This is a genomic window from Photorhabdus viridis (assembly GCF_040256935.1).
Taxonomy (GTDB): domain Bacteria; phylum Pseudomonadota; class Gammaproteobacteria; order Enterobacterales; family Enterobacteriaceae; genus Photorhabdus; species Photorhabdus viridis.
Genome location: NZ_JBEJZY010000010.1, coordinates 42803 through 57599 on the forward strand (window position 1 = coordinate 42803; position 14797 = coordinate 57599).

23 protein-coding genes and 3 pseudogenes are annotated in these 14797 nt (G+C 40.5%); 13 read left to right on the forward strand and 13 right to left on the reverse strand.

Annotation, left to right across the window (positions count from 1 at the left end; translation table 11 throughout):
* Positions 1 to 35: 35 nt before the first annotated feature.
* From ybeY to miaB, 3 genes are all read right to left on the reverse strand, one after another.
* Positions 36 to 503 (reverse strand): rRNA maturation RNase YbeY, encoded by a 468-nt coding sequence (gene ybeY / locus ABR397_RS05805; protein ID WP_350304882.1) that lies wholly within the window; start codon positions 501 to 503, stop codon positions 36 to 38.
* On the reverse strand, positions 500 to 1477 hold the full coding sequence (locus ABR397_RS05810) for a PhoH family protein (protein ID WP_350304927.1): 978 nt from the start codon (positions 1475 to 1477) through the stop codon (positions 500 to 502). The genes ybeY and ABR397_RS05810 overlap by 4 nt, the downstream gene beginning before the upstream one ends.
* 81 nt (positions 1478 to 1558) lie before the next feature.
* Positions 1559 to 2995 (reverse strand): tRNA (N6-isopentenyl adenosine(37)-C2)-methylthiotransferase MiaB, encoded by a 1437-nt coding sequence (gene miaB / locus ABR397_RS05815; protein ID WP_350304883.1) that lies wholly within the window; start codon positions 2993 to 2995, stop codon positions 1559 to 1561.
* A 198-nt stretch (positions 2996 to 3193) separates the two neighbouring features.
* Between miaB and ubiF the strand changes: the two genes are divergently transcribed.
* Positions 3194 to 4375 carry a 3-demethoxyubiquinol 3-hydroxylase gene (gene ubiF / locus ABR397_RS05820; RefSeq protein WP_350304928.1) on the forward strand — a complete coding sequence of 394 codons (1182 nt, stop codon included), beginning with the start codon at positions 3194 to 3196 and terminating at the stop codon, positions 4373 to 4375.
* Positions 4376 to 4688: 313 nt separating this feature from the next.
* On the opposite strand, the pseudogene ABR397_RS05825 reads toward ubiF, so the two are convergent.
* The 10 genes and pseudogenes from ABR397_RS05825 to ABR397_RS05870 all read right to left on the reverse strand — a co-directional run bounded on the left by ABR397_RS05825 (position 4689) and on the right by ABR397_RS05870 (position 9120).
* Positions 4689 to 5716 (reverse strand): annotated as a pseudogene (locus ABR397_RS05825) (tyrosine-type recombinase/integrase).
* Positions 5691 to 5930 carry a DUF4224 domain-containing protein gene (locus ABR397_RS05830; protein WP_350304884.1) on the reverse strand — a complete coding sequence of 80 codons (240 nt, stop codon included), beginning with the start codon at positions 5928 to 5930 and terminating at the stop codon, positions 5691 to 5693. Before ABR397_RS05830 ends, ABR397_RS05825 begins: the two are co-directional and overlap by 26 nt.
* Positions 5927 to 6013 (reverse strand): DUF1317 family protein, encoded by an 87-nt coding sequence (locus ABR397_RS05835; protein ID WP_350304929.1) that lies wholly within the window; start codon positions 6011 to 6013, stop codon positions 5927 to 5929. The genes ABR397_RS05830 and ABR397_RS05835 overlap by 4 nt, the downstream gene beginning before the upstream one ends.
* Positions 6004 to 6687, reverse strand: a complete 684-nt coding sequence (locus ABR397_RS05840; protein WP_407072866.1) for a lambda exonuclease family protein — start codon at positions 6685 to 6687, stop codon at positions 6004 to 6006. The genes ABR397_RS05835 and ABR397_RS05840 overlap by 10 nt, the downstream gene beginning before the upstream one ends.
* Positions 6688 to 7608, reverse strand: coding sequence for a recombinase RecT (locus ABR397_RS05845; RefSeq protein ID WP_350304885.1), 921 nt, complete (start codon positions 7606 to 7608; stop codon positions 6688 to 6690).
* The gene (locus tag ABR397_RS05850; protein ID WP_350304886.1) at positions 7605 to 7862 is read right to left on the reverse strand and encodes a hypothetical protein; all 258 of its coding nucleotides are present in this window, start codon (positions 7860 to 7862) and stop codon (positions 7605 to 7607) included. Before ABR397_RS05850 ends, ABR397_RS05845 begins: the two co-directional genes overlap by 4 nt.
* A 262-nt stretch (positions 7863 to 8124) precedes the next feature.
* Entirely contained in the window at positions 8125 to 8250 is a 126-nt protein-coding gene (locus tag ABR397_RS05855) for a hypothetical protein (RefSeq protein ID WP_350304887.1), read from the reverse strand.
* A 45-nt stretch (positions 8251 to 8295) separates the two neighbouring features.
* Positions 8296 to 8502, reverse strand: a complete 207-nt coding sequence (locus ABR397_RS05860; protein WP_350304888.1) for a hypothetical protein — start codon at positions 8500 to 8502, stop codon at positions 8296 to 8298.
* A gap of 81 nt (positions 8503 to 8583) precedes the next feature.
* Positions 8584 to 8886, reverse strand: coding sequence for a hypothetical protein (locus tag ABR397_RS05865; protein ID WP_350304889.1), 303 nt, complete (start codon positions 8884 to 8886; stop codon positions 8584 to 8586).
* A 3-nt stretch (positions 8887 to 8889) separates the two neighbouring features.
* Positions 8890 to 9120 carry an Nmad5 family putative nucleotide modification protein gene (locus ABR397_RS05870; RefSeq protein ID WP_350304931.1) on the reverse strand — a complete coding sequence of 77 codons (231 nt, stop codon included), beginning with the start codon at positions 9118 to 9120 and terminating at the stop codon, positions 8890 to 8892.
* A gap of 168 nt (positions 9121 to 9288) precedes the next feature.
* Between ABR397_RS05870 and ABR397_RS05875 the strand changes: the two genes are divergently transcribed.
* The 12 genes and pseudogenes from ABR397_RS05875 to ABR397_RS05930 all read left to right on the forward strand — a co-directional run bounded on the left by ABR397_RS05875 (position 9289) and on the right by ABR397_RS05930 (position 14741).
* Positions 9289 to 9819: a hypothetical protein gene (locus tag ABR397_RS05875; RefSeq protein ID WP_350304890.1), complete on the forward strand. Its 531-nt coding sequence runs from the start codon at positions 9289 to 9291 to the stop codon at positions 9817 to 9819.
* Between the two features lie 207 nt (positions 9820 to 10026).
* Complete coding sequence (locus ABR397_RS05880; protein ID WP_350304891.1) at positions 10027 to 10272, forward strand: hypothetical protein; 246 nt, start codon at positions 10027 to 10029, stop codon at positions 10270 to 10272.
* On the forward strand, positions 10251 to 10658 hold the full coding sequence (locus ABR397_RS05885; protein WP_350304892.1) for a hypothetical protein: 408 nt from the start codon (positions 10251 to 10253) through the stop codon (positions 10656 to 10658). Before ABR397_RS05880 ends, ABR397_RS05885 begins: the two co-directional genes overlap by 22 nt.
* Positions 10659 to 10746: 88 nt before the next feature.
* Positions 10747 to 10935 (forward strand): hypothetical protein, encoded by a 189-nt coding sequence (locus ABR397_RS05890; protein WP_350304893.1) that lies wholly within the window; start codon positions 10747 to 10749, stop codon positions 10933 to 10935.
* A gap of 95 nt (positions 10936 to 11030) precedes the next feature.
* A complete protein-coding gene (locus ABR397_RS05895; protein ID WP_350304894.1) occupies positions 11031 to 11324 on the forward strand; it encodes a hypothetical protein in 294 nt (97 codons plus the stop codon).
* A gap of 11 nt (positions 11325 to 11335) precedes the next feature.
* Positions 11336 to 11530, forward strand: a pseudogene (locus ABR397_RS05900) (DNA translocase FtsK); the annotation flags it as partial.
* Positions 11531 to 12283: 753 nt separating this feature from the next.
* A complete protein-coding gene (locus ABR397_RS05905; RefSeq protein ID WP_350304895.1) occupies positions 12284 to 12655 on the forward strand; it encodes a KilA-N domain-containing protein in 372 nt (123 codons plus the stop codon).
* 114 nt (positions 12656 to 12769) lie between these two features.
* Positions 12770 to 12985, forward strand: coding sequence for a phage antirepressor KilAC domain-containing protein (locus tag ABR397_RS05910; RefSeq protein WP_407072867.1), 216 nt, complete (start codon positions 12770 to 12772; stop codon positions 12983 to 12985).
* Positions 12986 to 13221: 236 nt separating this feature from the next.
* Entirely contained in the window at positions 13222 to 13371 is a 150-nt protein-coding gene (locus ABR397_RS05915) for a Hok/Gef family protein (RefSeq protein WP_350304896.1), read from the forward strand.
* 121 nt (positions 13372 to 13492) lie between these two features.
* Positions 13493 to 13837 carry a phage tail protein gene (locus tag ABR397_RS05920; protein ID WP_350304897.1) on the forward strand — a complete coding sequence of 115 codons (345 nt, stop codon included), beginning with the start codon at positions 13493 to 13495 and terminating at the stop codon, positions 13835 to 13837.
* Positions 13838 to 13893: 56 nt separating this feature from the next.
* Positions 13894 to 14142: pseudogene (locus ABR397_RS05925) on the forward strand (NlpC/P60 family protein); the annotation flags it as partial.
* Positions 14139 to 14741 carry a tail assembly protein gene (locus ABR397_RS05930; protein ID WP_350304898.1) on the forward strand — a complete coding sequence of 201 codons (603 nt, stop codon included), beginning with the start codon at positions 14139 to 14141 and terminating at the stop codon, positions 14739 to 14741. The pseudogene ABR397_RS05925 and the gene ABR397_RS05930, both read left to right, overlap by 4 nt.
* The last annotated feature ends 56 nt before the right edge of the window (positions 14742 to 14797 follow it).

Here is a 14797-nt window from a genome sequence, read left to right on the forward strand (position 1 = left end):
GTTGGTATTTTTTAGCATAAAAATGGTGAGAGGGGTTACTCTTTTTCTGCAAGATAGGGATCAGCATAACCCAGCTTTTGCATAATTTCTGTTTCCAGAGATTCCATTTCTTCTGCTTCATTATCTTCGATATGGTCATAGCCCAGCAGATGCAGGCAGCCGTGGACAACCATATGTGCCCAATGTTCTTCTACTGTTTTTTGTTGCTCCTCCGCTTCTTTTTCAACTACCTGACGACAGATAATCAGGTCACCAAGCAGGGGTAAATCAACCTCTGGTGGTGCTTCAAATGGGAAAGACAGCACATTTGTTGGCTTATCTTTACCGCGATACGTCAGATTTAAGTCGTGGCTCTCTGCCTCATCAACAATGCGGATTGTTACCTCACTTTCAGATTGAAATTGCGGTAAAACCCTATCCAGCCAGCGCTGGAACAGGGTCTCTTCAGGAAGATTTTGTGAGTTCTCACAGGCAATTTGTAAATCAAGTATTACTGAACTCATTGTGCTTCCTGTTTACGTTGTTCACTGAGTGTCTGTTTACGTTTTTGTTCCGTGGCTTCCCACTCTTCATAAGCGATGACTACTTTGGCAACAACCGGATGACGGACAACATCATCACTGTGGAAAAAGTTAAAACTCAATTCACTGACCCCTGACAGAACCTCAATCGCGTGGCGCAGGCCGGATTTCTGTCCACGAGGCAGGTCAATCTGTGTAACGTCGCCTGTGACAACCGCTTTGGAGTTGAAGCCGATACGAGTCAGGAACATCTTCATCTGCTCGATGGTTGTGTTCTGGCTCTCATCCAGAATAATAAACGCGTCATTCAGTGTTCGTCCACGCATATAAGCTAATGGGGCAACTTCAATAACGTTTCGTTCGATCAGCTTCTCAACTTTTTCAAAACCCAGCATTTCAAACAAGGCGTCGTAGAGCGGGCGCAGGTATGGATCAACTTTTTGGCTCAGATCGCCAGGCAGGAAACCCAGTTTTTCGCCTGCTTCTACTGCCGGGCGGGTTAGCAGGATACGGCGAATTTCCTGACGCTCCAGTGCATCAACCGCAGCGGCAACAGCCAAATAAGTTTTTCCTGTACCGGCAGGGCCAACTCCGAACGTAATATCATGGCTAAGAATATTAGCAATATACTGTGCCTGATTGGGCGTGCGTGGTTTCACCATGCCACGTTTGGTTCGAATATTAACGGCTTTGCCATATTCAGGTATGTTTTCGGCAGCTTGCTCCAGAACCCGGCTCTCGGTAATCGCCAGGTGAATTTGCTCTGGTTTGATATCAGGGATAACACCACGGACAGGGGCCGTTTGCACATATAAATGGCGTAGGATATTGGTGGCGGCACTAACGCTTAACGGTTTGCCCATCAATTTAAAACGGTTGTCACGACGGCTGATTTCAATGCCCAGCCGGCGCTCAAGCTGCTTTAAATTGTCATCAAACGGGCCACACAGGCTCATCAGACGCTGATTGTCGGCCGGTTCAAGGAAAATATCCTGGGTTGCGATTTGTGAATGAGTTTGTTGAATCACTGATTATCTCTATATTTCAGGCTGATAAGTGCCGACCCCGATTTCATCTTCTTTGCGGGTACGGGCTATGACGGATTCAGGTGATTCGTGTATGCGAAGATCCATCTGATCTTCGGTACGGATAACTTTACCGCGTAGTGAGTTGGCGTAGACATCAACAATTTCAACATCAACGAATTTGCCAATCATATCCGGTTGGCCTTCAAAGTTGACGACCCGATTGTTTTCAGTACGGCCGGAAAGTTCCATCACATTTTTACGGGAAGTTCCTTCTACCAGAATACGTTGTACACTACCTAACATAGCACGGCTATAGCTCATAGCTTGTTGATTGATGCGTTGTTGCAGTAGATAAAGACGCTGTTTTTTCTCTCCTTCGCTGACGTCATCAGGCAGATCCGCTGCTGGCGTTCCGGGACGGGCGGAATAGATGAAGCTGTAGCTCATATCGAAATTGACATCAGCGATTAGTTTCATTGTTTTCTCAAAGTCATCTTGGGTTTCACCTGGGAAGCCGATGATAAAGTCAGAGCTTATTAGGATCTCTGGTCGTGCTTTACGCAGTTTGCGGATAATACTTTTATATTCAAGGGCAGTGTGCGCACGTTTCATTAGAGTCAGAATGCGATCAGAACCACTTTGTACCGGCAAATGCAGGAAACTAACCAATTCTGGTGTATCTTCATAGACAGCGATAATATCGTCTGTGAATTCAATAGGATGGCTGGTGGTAAAACGAATACGATCAATGCCATCTATAGCAGCGACCAAACGAATTAACTCAGCGAAAGAGCAGATGTCACCATCATAAGTTGCACCACGATAAGCGTTTACGTTCTGACCGAGAAGATTAACTTCACGTACACCCTGTGCAGCAAGCTGAGCGATTTCAAACAAAACATCATCACTCGGTCGGCTGACTTCTTCACCGCGGGTATAAGGTACGACACAGAAAGTACAGTATTTGTTGCAACCCTCCATAATGGAAACGAATGCAGATGGACCTTCAGCACGTGGTTCAGGTAGACGGTCAAATTTTTCAATTTCCGGGAAGCTGATATCAACAACCGGGCTGCGGGTGCCTTTAACTTGGTTGATCATTTCAGGTAAACGGTGCAGTGTTTGTGGTCCAAAAATAATATCTACACATTGGGCGCGCTGACGGATGAAATCTCCTTCCTGAGAGGCTACGCAGCCACCGACGCCAATAATGATATCTGGGTTGGTGTCTTTCAAATTTTTCCAGCGGCCTAACTGATGGAAAACTTTTTCTTGTGCTTTTTCACGGATTGAACAGGTATTCAATAGTAAAATGTCTGCTTCTTCGGCGACATCGGTTAACTGATAACCGTGAGTACTTTCGAGCAGGTCGGCCATTTTAGATGAATCATATTCATTCATCTGACAGCCCCAAGTTTTAATATACAGTTTTTTTATCGTCGACATTTTCTTGTGCATCCGGGCTTTCTACAGTGCTTAAGAAGATTATTGCACTGCAAAAGCAGTTGTGTATTAGGCATAAAGTTGCCGGATATTGTAGTCATTTGAGGGAGCAGTGACCAGACTGTTAAACAGGATATTCTCTACCGAAGGATTAAAAATCCGGTACACTGTGCCAATCAATGAGTTAATAGCATGACTGATATGAATAATTCGCAACAGATTTTTGATGTAGTGGTGGTTGGTGCTGGCATGATCGGCGCTGCGATAGCATTGGGACTGGCGCAAGAAGGCTGGACAGTTGCTTTGTTGGATCATCAGCCCCCACAATCTTATGATGCACAGAGTTATCCTGATGTGCGCGTATCGGCAATCAGTTGTGCTTCTGTAGATTTGCTCAAACAACTTGGTGCATGGGATGTGGTATTACAGATGCGCAGTGCCCCGTATCGCAAATTGGAGACTTGGGAGCAAAATGACTCTAATTTGGTGTTTGATGCACAAAGTCTGGGTCTGCCTGAACTGGGCTATATGGTTGAAAACCGTATCTTGCAGCTGGCGCTGTGGCGGCAGTTTGAAAAATATCCCAATTTGACTTTGCTGTGCCCTGCGGTAATGCAATCAATGCAGCGGCAGAAAGCGGGTTGGTTGGTCACTCTGGATAATGGAATTGAAATTAATACCCGTTTGATTGCCGGGGCTGATGGCGCCCGCTCTCAGGTTCGGCAAATGGCAGGGATTGGTAGCCGTGGCTGGCAATACAAACAGGCTTGTATGTTGATTACAGTAAAAACCGAGCAGCTACAGCAAGACATTACCTGGCAGCAGTTTTTCCCTTCTGGACCAAGAGCATTTCTTCCGCTATTTGACCAATGGGCTTCTCTGGTGTGGTATGACAAACCGGCACGTATACGGCAGTTACAGTCAATGCCAATGGCTCAACTTGAGCGGGAGATTTTTCAGTCCTTTCCTGTGCGATTAGGTAAAGTGACGCCTGTTGCCGCCGGCTCATTTCCTTTGGCTCGCCATCACGCTAACAGCTATGTGCGTGAAGGATTAGTATTATTGGGCGATGCGGCTCATACCATTAATCCATTAGCAGGACAGGGAGTAAATCTTGGTTATCGGGATGTGGATAAATTGCTTAATGTTTTGGTGAAGGCCAGAGAATTAACAGAAAAATGGGATTCACTGGAAGTGCTTATGCGTTATCAGCGTCACAGAATGCCGGATAACCTGATGATGCAGGCTGGAATGGATCTGTTTTACACCGTGTTCAGTAATGAGTTACCGGGGCTGAAAGTTGCACGTAATCTGGCACTGATGGCAGCCCAACGAGCTGGAGTAATGAAAAAAGCGGCGCTTAAATATGCGTTGGGATTGTAACGTATAGATTGGTATTGGCAGCTCACAAACACGTCGTAAATCTATTTATGGCGCGGGCTGTCCATTTTTCTTTTTATATATTCTTATGTAAGTTAAGGGAGGAAGTTGAGGGGCTTGAGAAGCGAAAAACCTGCTGGAAAGCAGGCTTTCAGAATTTGGCTGGGGTACCAGGATTTGAACCTGGGAATTCCGGAATTAGAATCCGATACAATTTTTATATAAATCAATGTGTTATAAAAATTTGAAAGAATATACAGTATAAAAACGAAAATATAAATCCTTTTATCTCAGCTATTTAACTATTTCAATTCCTCTATATTCTTTCATTTTTGCTGATTTTTGGAAGGTCCAGAGTTGGGGTTATCTTTGTCTTGCGATCATAAACGTTTACTTGAGATTCGGTTTTGTGGCCACTGAATAATTGTTTGTCTTTTGAGCTCCCCTCAAAATCCGAGATTGCTTTAGCTTTGATATCATGAAATGTGAAATCAATTTCCTGCCAAGGATTTCTGAGGCTTTTATTTTTGTTTCGTTCCAGTGATTGTCGAACCCTGACTTTGTAAATTTGTTTCCTTTTGTATTGATGATCACATATGATTCTTTTGACCCAGGCGGGAATAATTTAATTGCATAGTCTATTGACGCTTGAAGCCTGTCTGTCCATTTCTTTATTTGTTTGACGCCAGTTTTACCCTGTCTGATATATATCCCTTGTTCTGATATCTGATTATGTTTTAACTTCAATATATCACCGATTCGTGATGCACATAAATATGATATCTCCATAGCTATCTTAACAATCGGAGAGGATACATCATAAGAAACTTGGTATTCTTCATCAGTGATATATTTTTCACGAATTGGAGTACTAAACTTCTTGATCCCAGAGCATGGGTTTCTTTTACAATATCCTCTCTCATACCCCCAACCAAATGCGACAGACATATAAGATAGCTCATGATTAGCTTGTGTTTTACTTTGAGTTCCTCTTATATCCATATACTGCCTGATGTGTTCTGGTTTAATATTATCAGCATTGATATGACCGAAAACTTTCAGAATATTTTTTGCTCCCTGTAATTTATCTTTCTGAGAACGTGCTGATAATTCAGTAAATGCGGGGCTGCTTAAGTGCATTCCCCATAATTTAGAAAACGTCATTATTATTTTTTGGTTTGCTATTTCTCCATCATATTTTGCCCATAACTCGATCATGCTCATTGTTAGTGGTCCAAGTATGATAGTTTTGTTATCTTTGGTTTTTAAGTAATAAGAATATTTGTTTTTTGATACGCGCGTGGGTAGTTTGTTATCATTATGATCTTTGCGTTTCCTTGCCATTAGTTAATGCTCCAAAATCAGGTGTTTCCAAATCCGCGTTAGCTTGAGTGATATATTTACCGGTAATAGTTGTTCTGATAACAATAGGTTTACCCAGTCGATTAACATAATGATGTACGTGATTGCTTATCAGCCACTTTATTTGTTGGCTTTTTTGCTTAAATCCTGTTATTGAAAAAAGTTCAATATCAGTCAGATAAATAGGAACACTCATTTGTCCATCCTTTCTTTTTGCAAATTTCTCACATAATAAACCCTCCCGACTTGAATATTATCGTGATTGCGCTTCATTTCCATTGATCGCCAAATTTGAAACCGATTTCATATAATGATTCGTCCATTTTTTCTATGAAATCGGGAACAAGGTCGTCGAATTGCTGTATGAAATCCTTATCACGCTCAACGACGACATAATGAATTCCTTCTCTTGTCATGCGTGGATCATAATTAGCAAAGTACCATTCATTTTTGCCAGTAACCCACATGCTGAATTGAATTTGTGACATATATTCAGATTTAATAGCATCAAAACCACCCAGTCTAAATTTCATAAATACGGCAGTAGTGAAGGGGCATTTGAGTTCAAGCCCCCGTCCATCACTGCAAATTCCATCCGGGGAGCATGCAGTTCTGAGTGATTCATCTTTGAATGAAATAGAAGTTTCAGTCACATTTACATCAGCTACAAATTCAAAAGTTGCTCTTGCTGATTCTTCGTAATTTTTTCCCCACGCCAATGCTTTTGCATTTACTTCCGGCGCACCGCCTGTACATATTTCACCGAGTAACGTATAGAAATATGTCAGCTTTGTGTCAGTCCATTTTGTGCCACTGCGCGGTTTTGATATCACTTTTCCGGCTTCCGATGCCGTTATTACACCTAATCTTAACCGCTGCCAATCATAACTTCCTTGTTCGACCGTGAGCAAATCAATCCCTGTTTTGCTGAGAATGAGTTCGTTGCTGATCATTTATGATGCCTTTTTCCTTAAAAAATCAGATGCTTTAATTGCCTCCGATTCTGTTAATTCGGCGGGTGATAATATTTGTCGTTTGAATATCTTTGAGCAGAGGGGAAGTAGATCATCGTCCCAAGTCTTATTCATTGTTGTAAGTAAGTTTGTTATGCTTTCGATTGTGCTATCCGCAGCGGGAGTTACATCAATGTGAGAGTTTTGATTTTTACTAAAATCAATTCCTTCGCCCGCTTCTGTGTTTACATAGTCAATAGCTTTATCTAATCGCTCCCTGCGAGGCCAATATTTAGCAGCCTGTTTGACTACGGTTTTTAAAATCATTTGCTCCTCGTCCGTAACCCACGGGCATGATTTCCCTTTGTTTTTATATGCTATCCATGCCGATGATCTATCCCTGATATCAAATATGGATGATGCTCTCATTGTGTGAGTAATGTAATCACAGTCATCTGTTTTGATTACTGTGTACGCGCCGACAATGTCCCCCCTGGATTGCGCTGTGTCGAATTCGTTGTATTCGTGAATTGGCGCAATATCAATAGATGTGCGCTTGAATATGTCATTCTTTCGAACAACAGCCGATTGACACCATTTAATAGCGCCCGATTGTTGAGCGATATGCATCAAACCCATGTAGCTGATATCAAGACACACACTCTTGTTTCTGGGCACTAGATAAGCCAATTTTTGTGCGGGGTTTAGACTAATGCCAATTGCTGCAATGTTCATTACCGCGCTACGCGCTGAAACTGGATTATTTAATGCGGTTATGGCTAAAAAATCGTTATTTGCGAATATCTGCATAGCAAATTCAGACTCACGTTTAAATGCTATGCCCGGTTCGCTACAAACTTGCTCAAATTCAGTTTTGAGCGGGTTGATGATTTCATAAACTTTTTGTACCGCTGTACTCATACATCCTCCATTTTGACTTTCATTAAACTCAGTTCGTACAAAAGAGCATTAACGAGCTCTACGGCTTCATCGTTCTCAATGAGTAGTTCGCCAAATAACTTGTTAGTTTCGATTGAAAAGATTCCAGCAAGCTCAGGAAGCTTGTTATAAATGGTTTCGGCGTCCATGCCTTGTTGTTCTAATATAACTTCCCTGTAACATTCTTCTTCTAACCGCTTTTCTTCAATTTCATCATAAACGGCATATGGGTTCATATCATAAAGCCTCTATTTTATATCCCTTTTGCTCGAAATATTCCTTCACTTCGTTGAAACAAAGATTAGTTGAATTAAGTACTTCCTCGGAATTCCCCTGTATAGTGACATTTCCGGTTATTTCAATTTCATTTGATTCGCTAATGCGATTGACTTTAAAAGAATCACAGTTGACTATAAGCATAATTACCTCAAAAAAATTAAAATTAACGTCGAGAAGAGAACTAAACAGGCAGGATATAACATAGCGAAGAGCCACTCTTTAACCATCTTCATATGCTAATCTCAGATAGTTCATAGCTATTGACCAGTTTATTTCGCTCATCAAATGACGAGCAATATAAGCTTCACATTGAGCTAAATTGAAAAGTTGTTTGTTTATTTTCATGATATATCCCCAACGCCCTCCGCTGGCTTCATTGTTCCATGTTATTTACTTTGTGTTGTTTAAATTTTTAACTTCATTTTTGAAAGTTTCGATATCCAATAAAGTTGTTCTATAAAGCAATGAAGACAAATCTGCAATAGCAGCATTTTTTGCTTTATTAAAATCATCTTCATCTAATTCTTGAATATCACCCCAGCACTGCCTGTAAACTTCTTCAGCGGGCTTTTTAAAAACGCTTATATTAAAACTCACCTCTACTTATTTTAATTAATGCATCACAATGTTGCTGAGCAGCTTCTTTTGTTAAATGAATCAGGCCTCTTTTTAATAAAGCTATATCAATGTCATTATCACCCCAGTTACATTTATAACAACCTCCAATATTAGCAGCCACCCAGCACCTGTTTTTAATTCATAATCAACAGGCTTCGGAAAACTGACTGTTCCGATTGTAATAACGTCTGGCTTTCGGCGATATACATAACCAGGGTGCCACCACGGATTAGAAGTCAAAGCCCTCCATTCTTCATCAGCGCATAATTGTTCCCACAATTTCCAAGGCTCATCAGTCTTAGAAGCATCTATCGCATATTCAAGCATTGCATCAGCGTGCACGTGTCTTTTATTGTCTGACATTGTTTAATCCTCGATTTTGGGTATGCCAATCATTTTGTTTAAGTCTTCGACTTTTACTGACAGTGAAGTGTTTATACTTCTAATTTCTTCAGAAGGAATTAAATCTTTCGCTTCCGGCCAAATTTCAATAAGTCGCTTTGTTGTAGTGATTGAATTTAAAATAGCGTGAACGTTATTTATTATTTCCTCATTCTTATTGTTTAGCTCACTGACTTTTTTTCTATCTTCGTAAATTGAATAGAGAGTTCATGACTTGCTGGAAAAAGACAATGTTTCCGCGTGGGTGTTACTAACTTAATGGCTTTTCCCAGTTCATCCTTGCCGTAATGTAATATTCCCAGCTGTAGTCCACCAAATGCCGCATGTATACCATAATCAAGTGCATGATAAATGCAAATATCGTTGTCAATATTAACTTGTAACTCTTTAATAACTTCAATTGCAGGGTGTCCGGAATGTGGTAATGAAAGCTATGTTGTGGATGATCATTGTGAGAGTTGCGGCTATGACCCCTTGGTGGTGGTGATGCCTGCTAGATATAGACCTCAGTTTGCTTTAACGGCTGAGTTATTCAAGAAAGAGCAGCCGGTAGCATTCGATTACCAAATGGGTAAACTTTGGCATTTAGATAAAGGGGATGTGCAGCTTTTTTTAAAAAGGATTGAAGGTAAATTTGGTCGAAAAGGGAAACTTCATGGTTTCATAAAAAAAGATACTCTACCTCTTTCTACACCAGATGTTTTTTTAAAATATATAAGTAAGGATTATGACTTTGAAAAGTTTGTAAATGCGATAATGAAGAAAATGAAGTTGGTTTTTCATTGCAAGCCAACTCTTGGACTGACGGGAAATGCCCATTTTATCAAAATATTAATGATTTTTGGACAGAAACAAGAAATAGCAACGCATTGCCAGAAATATACTTTATCCTGAAAGACAAACAATCATCTATTCATGATTGTGATTTATCGATTACTTGCATAAAATGTAGTATCGAAAATAGCAAATTACTGTGTTGAGAAAGATTATATTATTTTCATACCAAATGAATCTGGAGGAAAGGAGTTAGTTATAAATATATCCTGTTCTCTCAAAGATGTTTTCAGTAACACTGATATCACCGCGTGCTTAGAAAATGCTTTGGAATTTGTTAAAGTACTTTCTATAGATGATGCTCAATCACCAGAAAGAATATCAATTATGAAGTCTGCATTGTTAGATATTTTAAATGAAGATGAGCAAAAAAATATTGTTTCTATTCTTATGAAGCATGCTAAATTTTACAAAAGATATAATGAGCTGTTAGATCTATACACAAAAAGATTCTCTGTTAATAAAATATTATCTGAAATTGAACAAAAAACTTGGAATATACGACCAGAATAAATGAGTTTATATCATCTAGTCAAAATAAGGCGTTTGCAATACCAGGTGCTTTGATAGCAATAGGTGGTTTAGTTAAGTCTCCTGATTTTTTAACTTTGCTATTGATATACATTGGGTTAATTATGGTATATAAGATTACAAAAATGGCGAATGATGTCCATATGGAATCTTACGATAGTATTACTGATGATATAGATGAGTCATTTAGTAGATATTATAAGTTTGATGAAGGCGCGGAGGTTAGAGGTTCTGCTCAAAAAACGATAGAAATTCTTAAAAGAAAAATTGTAAAAGCAAAGGGTAGATTAATTAAAATTAATGAGACAGGTGAGTGGATGCTTGTGATTGGAGCAATTTATCTCTTATTAAGACTCTTTTTTAAATAATAAACTTCGGGTAGTGTCATCCAATTGAATTTTAATCATTGCCGCGCAATATCATTCTGGTTGAGATGGAGATGGTGGAGAGGAAAACATGAATTTAAGAGTTGGCAAGTTTGAGGAAAAAATAGCAGAGATAGCGATTGATACAGCGGTCTTAAAGGCAACTGTAGCTACAGAAAGCCAGTTACATAAGGCTCTTAACTCGCAAACATGGAAAATAATCGCAGCTATAGTTGTATCTGTGGCTATGGCTGTTTTATCAAAGTATTTCCTCAAATAGCCCCTTCAAACTACACGGACGTGATTTTGCATTGATTTGCAACCGATAACGGTTAAACTTTCATCACTTAAATGAAATATGAAACGAGGTGTGTGATGAAGAGGTTTATTATATTGTTTGCTATGCCATTATTATCAGGTTCCTTTACTGCCAGTGCTGAGAAGAAAACACCAGAGGAAGTTGTTGTATCGCTTGAAACATCACTTTGCATAAAGCATACAAATCAAGCAAAATGTGGCAGAGATATAGCATATATTGTCGGTCTAACGTCTACAATTTCCCATATGAGTGGATTGTGTGAAGCATCGGGCAGGGATTCTGAAGCTTGTAAATCTGCTGAAAAAGCTTATAAGTTTTTCCAGGAAGATTTCGATAAGGTTAAGAAATAATGTGGAACTTTGATGATTCTTACGATGCGTTAATTTGTAAAGCTATTTTACATGTTTTGGATTCTCGCAGGGTTTCGATTTCTGGTGTACAGCGCCAGTTCCGTATTGGTTATAACCGTGCTGCCCGGATTGTGGAGCAAATGGAATACTTAGGTGTAGTAACTATCCCAGGAGTAAATGGAAATAGAGAAGTATTGGGGCCGCCAGTTGATATTCGTCCGTATGAAGAAAAATCAGATGAAGTGAAAATATCACCGTTTGAACATGAGCGTATGCTTGAAGCAATAACAAGTAAGAAAATTGTCATCTGGTTAATGGATACAGGGAAATATAGTGAAGATGGAACGAAGATCCTCATAGTTAATTCATTTTCACCGTTTGAATATTTAGCAAATAAGCAGAAAAGGGACAAAGACTTAGATAATGATATAAATGGTGATGTTCTGCGAGGCTATCGATTTACAGCAACCATGCAGGTTAGAACTCCTCTAAAGATACTTACTCAGCATGGAAGGATAGAGTGTAAGGTGGCGCATAAACTACCTAAAATAACCAAAGAAGATTGGCAGGGGATATGGGTTCCAGAGGCCAAGAAATGGAAAGATATAGGGATAGATATGCCTGAAATGCCCGAGGGAACTATGGCATCTCAAATTGGACAAATCCCAAGGGATGGGGGAGATTATCTAAGATTTCTTATTTATGTTAACAATATTAAGGAATCGAAAGCCAGTCGAGAAGAAAAATATCAATATATTCAGTTGGGGCGTCATATGTATGGGCAAGATGGGATGCCTTTTGCTGAACATATTGGTCAAGTAACGTTTTGGTAGCGCAATCCGCGTGATGTACTATGATGCCAAGGTTTGGGCGGTTTAAATTAAGCAGCCGTGCCTGTGATCATTGATTAAGCCATCCTTGGCTTGGGGTTAGAATGGACAATTAGGAATTCTCAGACTGTGCAATATTCGCCAGTTATCCAGTTGAATCTGAATGTGTTGCACAAAGCGAGTGGTGGTAAAGATACCAAACGACCCAAGACTTGGCTCGAAACAAAACAGGCTCAGGAGCTTGTATCGGAAGTAGAAAAAGAAACTATGCAGATTTGCACTGTTTCACTTGATGGCCGTAATGGAGGCACTTTTGCCCACGAACTTCTAGCTGTTGAGTATGCAGGGTGGATTTCGTCAAAGTTCCGTTTGCAAGTTAACCAAACTTTCATTGATTACCGTTCTGGTAAGTTGGTACCTGTGTCAGTTGACCCAATGCAGGTATTGAATGATCCCGCTGCTATGCGTGGGCTGTTGCTGACTTACACAGACCACCCTTGAGAGCCAGGTTGAAGAGATGAAGCCCGATGTTGAAGCGTATGACCGTATCGCTAAAGCTGACGGTAGTATGTGCATCACTAATGCAGCTAAACATTTGCAGATCAACCTAAGCTGTTGTTCAAAACCCTGTCTGAGAAGCATTGGATTTACAAGCGCGCTGGTGGAAAAAGTTGGCTTGGATATCAAGATAAGATTCAACAGGGATGTATTGAGCATAAGGTGACAACAGTTTCCCGAAGTGATGGTAGTGAAAAAATTGTTGAGCAGGTTTTGCTGACAGCTAAGGGTATAGCCAAAGTATCTAAAATTCTGAATGGCGCGATAGCTTAAGGATTTGAGGCCAAGGATGGCACTGTAAATAAATTCAGTAGCGCAATGTAATATTGTAGATATATATATTTTGCTTTGGTATATTTTTGGCGGGCGCTTGGGACTATCTGTCTCTGGCGTGCTGGAGCGGATAGAAGAAAGCCCCAAATGATCTTTCAATCAATTTGAGGCCAGTTCTTATGCTTTGCAACATAAGATTAGCCTCTTACACGCCGAAAGGCAAGGAGACGCTAACCATGAAACAGCAAAAAGCGATACTTATCGCCATCGTTATTTGTATTGCCGCTTTAGCGGTTGTGCTGGTCACGAGGAAGGACCTCTGTGAGGTTCGCATCCGAAGCGGCCAAACGGAGGTTGCTGTTTTCATGGATTACGAACCCAGGTAAGAGCAACGGCGGGGAGTAATCCCCGCCATCTCTTGTTGTTGAGTATGGTTCTCAAGCGCCCTATCACAACTGTTAATTGTTATCCTAGCCGCTTAATTGCGGTTTTTTTTATGGGTGAAATATGGCAGAAGAATTTAAATGGCGAACTCAGATACAGAATAATCCAGCAGGTGAGTTCGCGCACAACGTCAGAAAAGTGCAATTTGGTGATGGATATTCCCAAGTTGCTATAACTGGCATTAATTCAGAATCACAAAAGTGGCCTTTTACTTATGCTGAGCATAAAGATGAAGTAATGCCGATTCTCGATTTCATCAGACAGCACATAGCTAAAAGCTTCATATGGACACCGCCTTTTGGTCAGAAAGGACTTTACAGAGTTGACGCTAGTTCTATCTCTATGACGCCATTATCTCCTACAGCTTTAACAATTAATGCAACATTTGAACAGGCATTTTCAGCATGAATATCACATCAGATGTACAAAAATTAGAGCCAGGTAATCGAATTCAGCTTATTGAAGAAGAAGGCGAAAACCTCTATATGGAGAACTGGCAGAAAGAAGGTTTTATCGAGATCACGGACAGGCCGCAAGATGGAGACCTTGTAATCATGCAGGTTCAATCTGACGTACCCAATCACGCTGGTATTTTAGTGAACAGTGGAATGCTGCTTCATCACTTATATGGACAGTTAAGCCAAATTATTCCGTATAGCGATTACTGGCGTGATAGAACAGTGAAAATAGTCAGACATAAGGAACTGGTATGAATCAGTTAAAAACAGTTCGGCTTTATGGCGAGCTTGGAAAACAATTTGGGCGTGAACATATAATTGCAATTGATTCACCGAAAGAAGCCATAAAAGCTTTGTGTGTGCGCTGTGATGGATTTGAAAAGTTTTTGAATGAAGCTCATTTGAAAGGGCTTGAATTTGCCATATTTAAAGGCAAACGAAATATTAGCAATGAAGAGCTTCACTTAACTACTAACGAAGAAATCCGTATTGCTCCAATTATAAAGGGTAACAAGCGCGGCGGTTTCTTTCAGACTATTTTGGGTGTTGCATTGATCGGTGCTGCAATGCTAACAGGTCCGGCTGGATGGGCGGCATTTAGTGCAGCGGGTACATGGGGCGGGGCGCTTGCATTGGGTGGCGCGGCTATGGCCTTGGGTGGTGTTGTTCAGATGCTTGCTCCGCAACCACCAGGTTTATCAACGCGACAAGATGCAGATAATAAACCCTCTTATGCCTTCGGTGGTGCAGTTAACACTACAGCGCAGGGCAATCCTATACCGGTGCTTTATGGTGAGAGAGAAGTTGGTGGAGCTATTATCTCAGCTGGAATATATACCGAAGATCAGCAATAACAATATTTAATTAATTTAAGTAAGGTCGCTCACGCGGCTTTTTTTATGGGTGAAAT

Coding starts and splice junctions, on each gene's coding strand:
- ybeY (WP_350304882.1), bottom strand. CDS start 503: ATGAGTTCAGTAATACTTGATTTACAAATTGCCTGTGAGAACTCACAA.
- ABR397_RS05810 (WP_350304927.1), bottom strand. CDS start 1,477: ATGAGCCTGTGTGGCCCGTTTGATGACAATTTAAAGCAGCTTGAGCGC.
- miaB (WP_350304883.1), bottom strand. CDS start 2,995: ATGTCGACGATAAAAAAACTGTATATTAAAACTTGGGGCTGTCAGATG.
- ubiF (WP_350304928.1), top strand. CDS start 3,194: ATGAATAATTCGCAACAGATTTTTGATGTAGTGGTGGTTGGTGCTGGC.
- ABR397_RS05830 (WP_350304884.1), bottom strand. CDS start 5,930: ATGAGTGTTCCTATTTATCTGACTGATATTGAACTTTTTTCAATAACA.
- ABR397_RS05835 (WP_350304929.1), bottom strand. CDS start 6,013: ATGGAAATGAAGCGCAATCACGATAATATTCAAGTCGGGAGGGTTTAT.
- ABR397_RS05840 (WP_407072866.1), bottom strand. CDS start 6,687: ATGATCAGCAACGAACTCATTCTCAGCAAAACAGGGATTGATTTGCTC.
- ABR397_RS05845 (WP_350304885.1), bottom strand. CDS start 7,608: ATGAGTACAGCGGTACAAAAAGTTTATGAAATCATCAACCCGCTCAAA.
- ABR397_RS05850 (WP_350304886.1), bottom strand. CDS start 7,862: ATGAACCCATATGCCGTTTATGATGAAATTGAAGAAAAGCGGTTAGAA.
- ABR397_RS05855 (WP_350304887.1), bottom strand. CDS start 8,250: ATGAAAATAAACAAACAACTTTTCAATTTAGCTCAATGTGAAGCTTAT.
- ABR397_RS05865 (WP_350304889.1), bottom strand. CDS start 8,886: ATGTCAGACAATAAAAGACACGTGCACGCTGATGCAATGCTTGAATAT.
- ABR397_RS05890 (WP_350304893.1), top strand. CDS start 10,747: ATGAATTTAAGAGTTGGCAAGTTTGAGGAAAAAATAGCAGAGATAGCG.
- ABR397_RS05895 (WP_350304894.1), top strand. CDS start 11,031: ATGAAGAGGTTTATTATATTGTTTGCTATGCCATTATTATCAGGTTCC.
- ABR397_RS05915 (WP_350304896.1), top strand. CDS start 13,222: ATGAAACAGCAAAAAGCGATACTTATCGCCATCGTTATTTGTATTGCC.
- ABR397_RS05920 (WP_350304897.1), top strand. CDS start 13,493: ATGGCAGAAGAATTTAAATGGCGAACTCAGATACAGAATAATCCAGCA.
- ABR397_RS05930 (WP_350304898.1), top strand. CDS start 14,139: ATGAATCAGTTAAAAACAGTTCGGCTTTATGGCGAGCTTGGAAAACAA.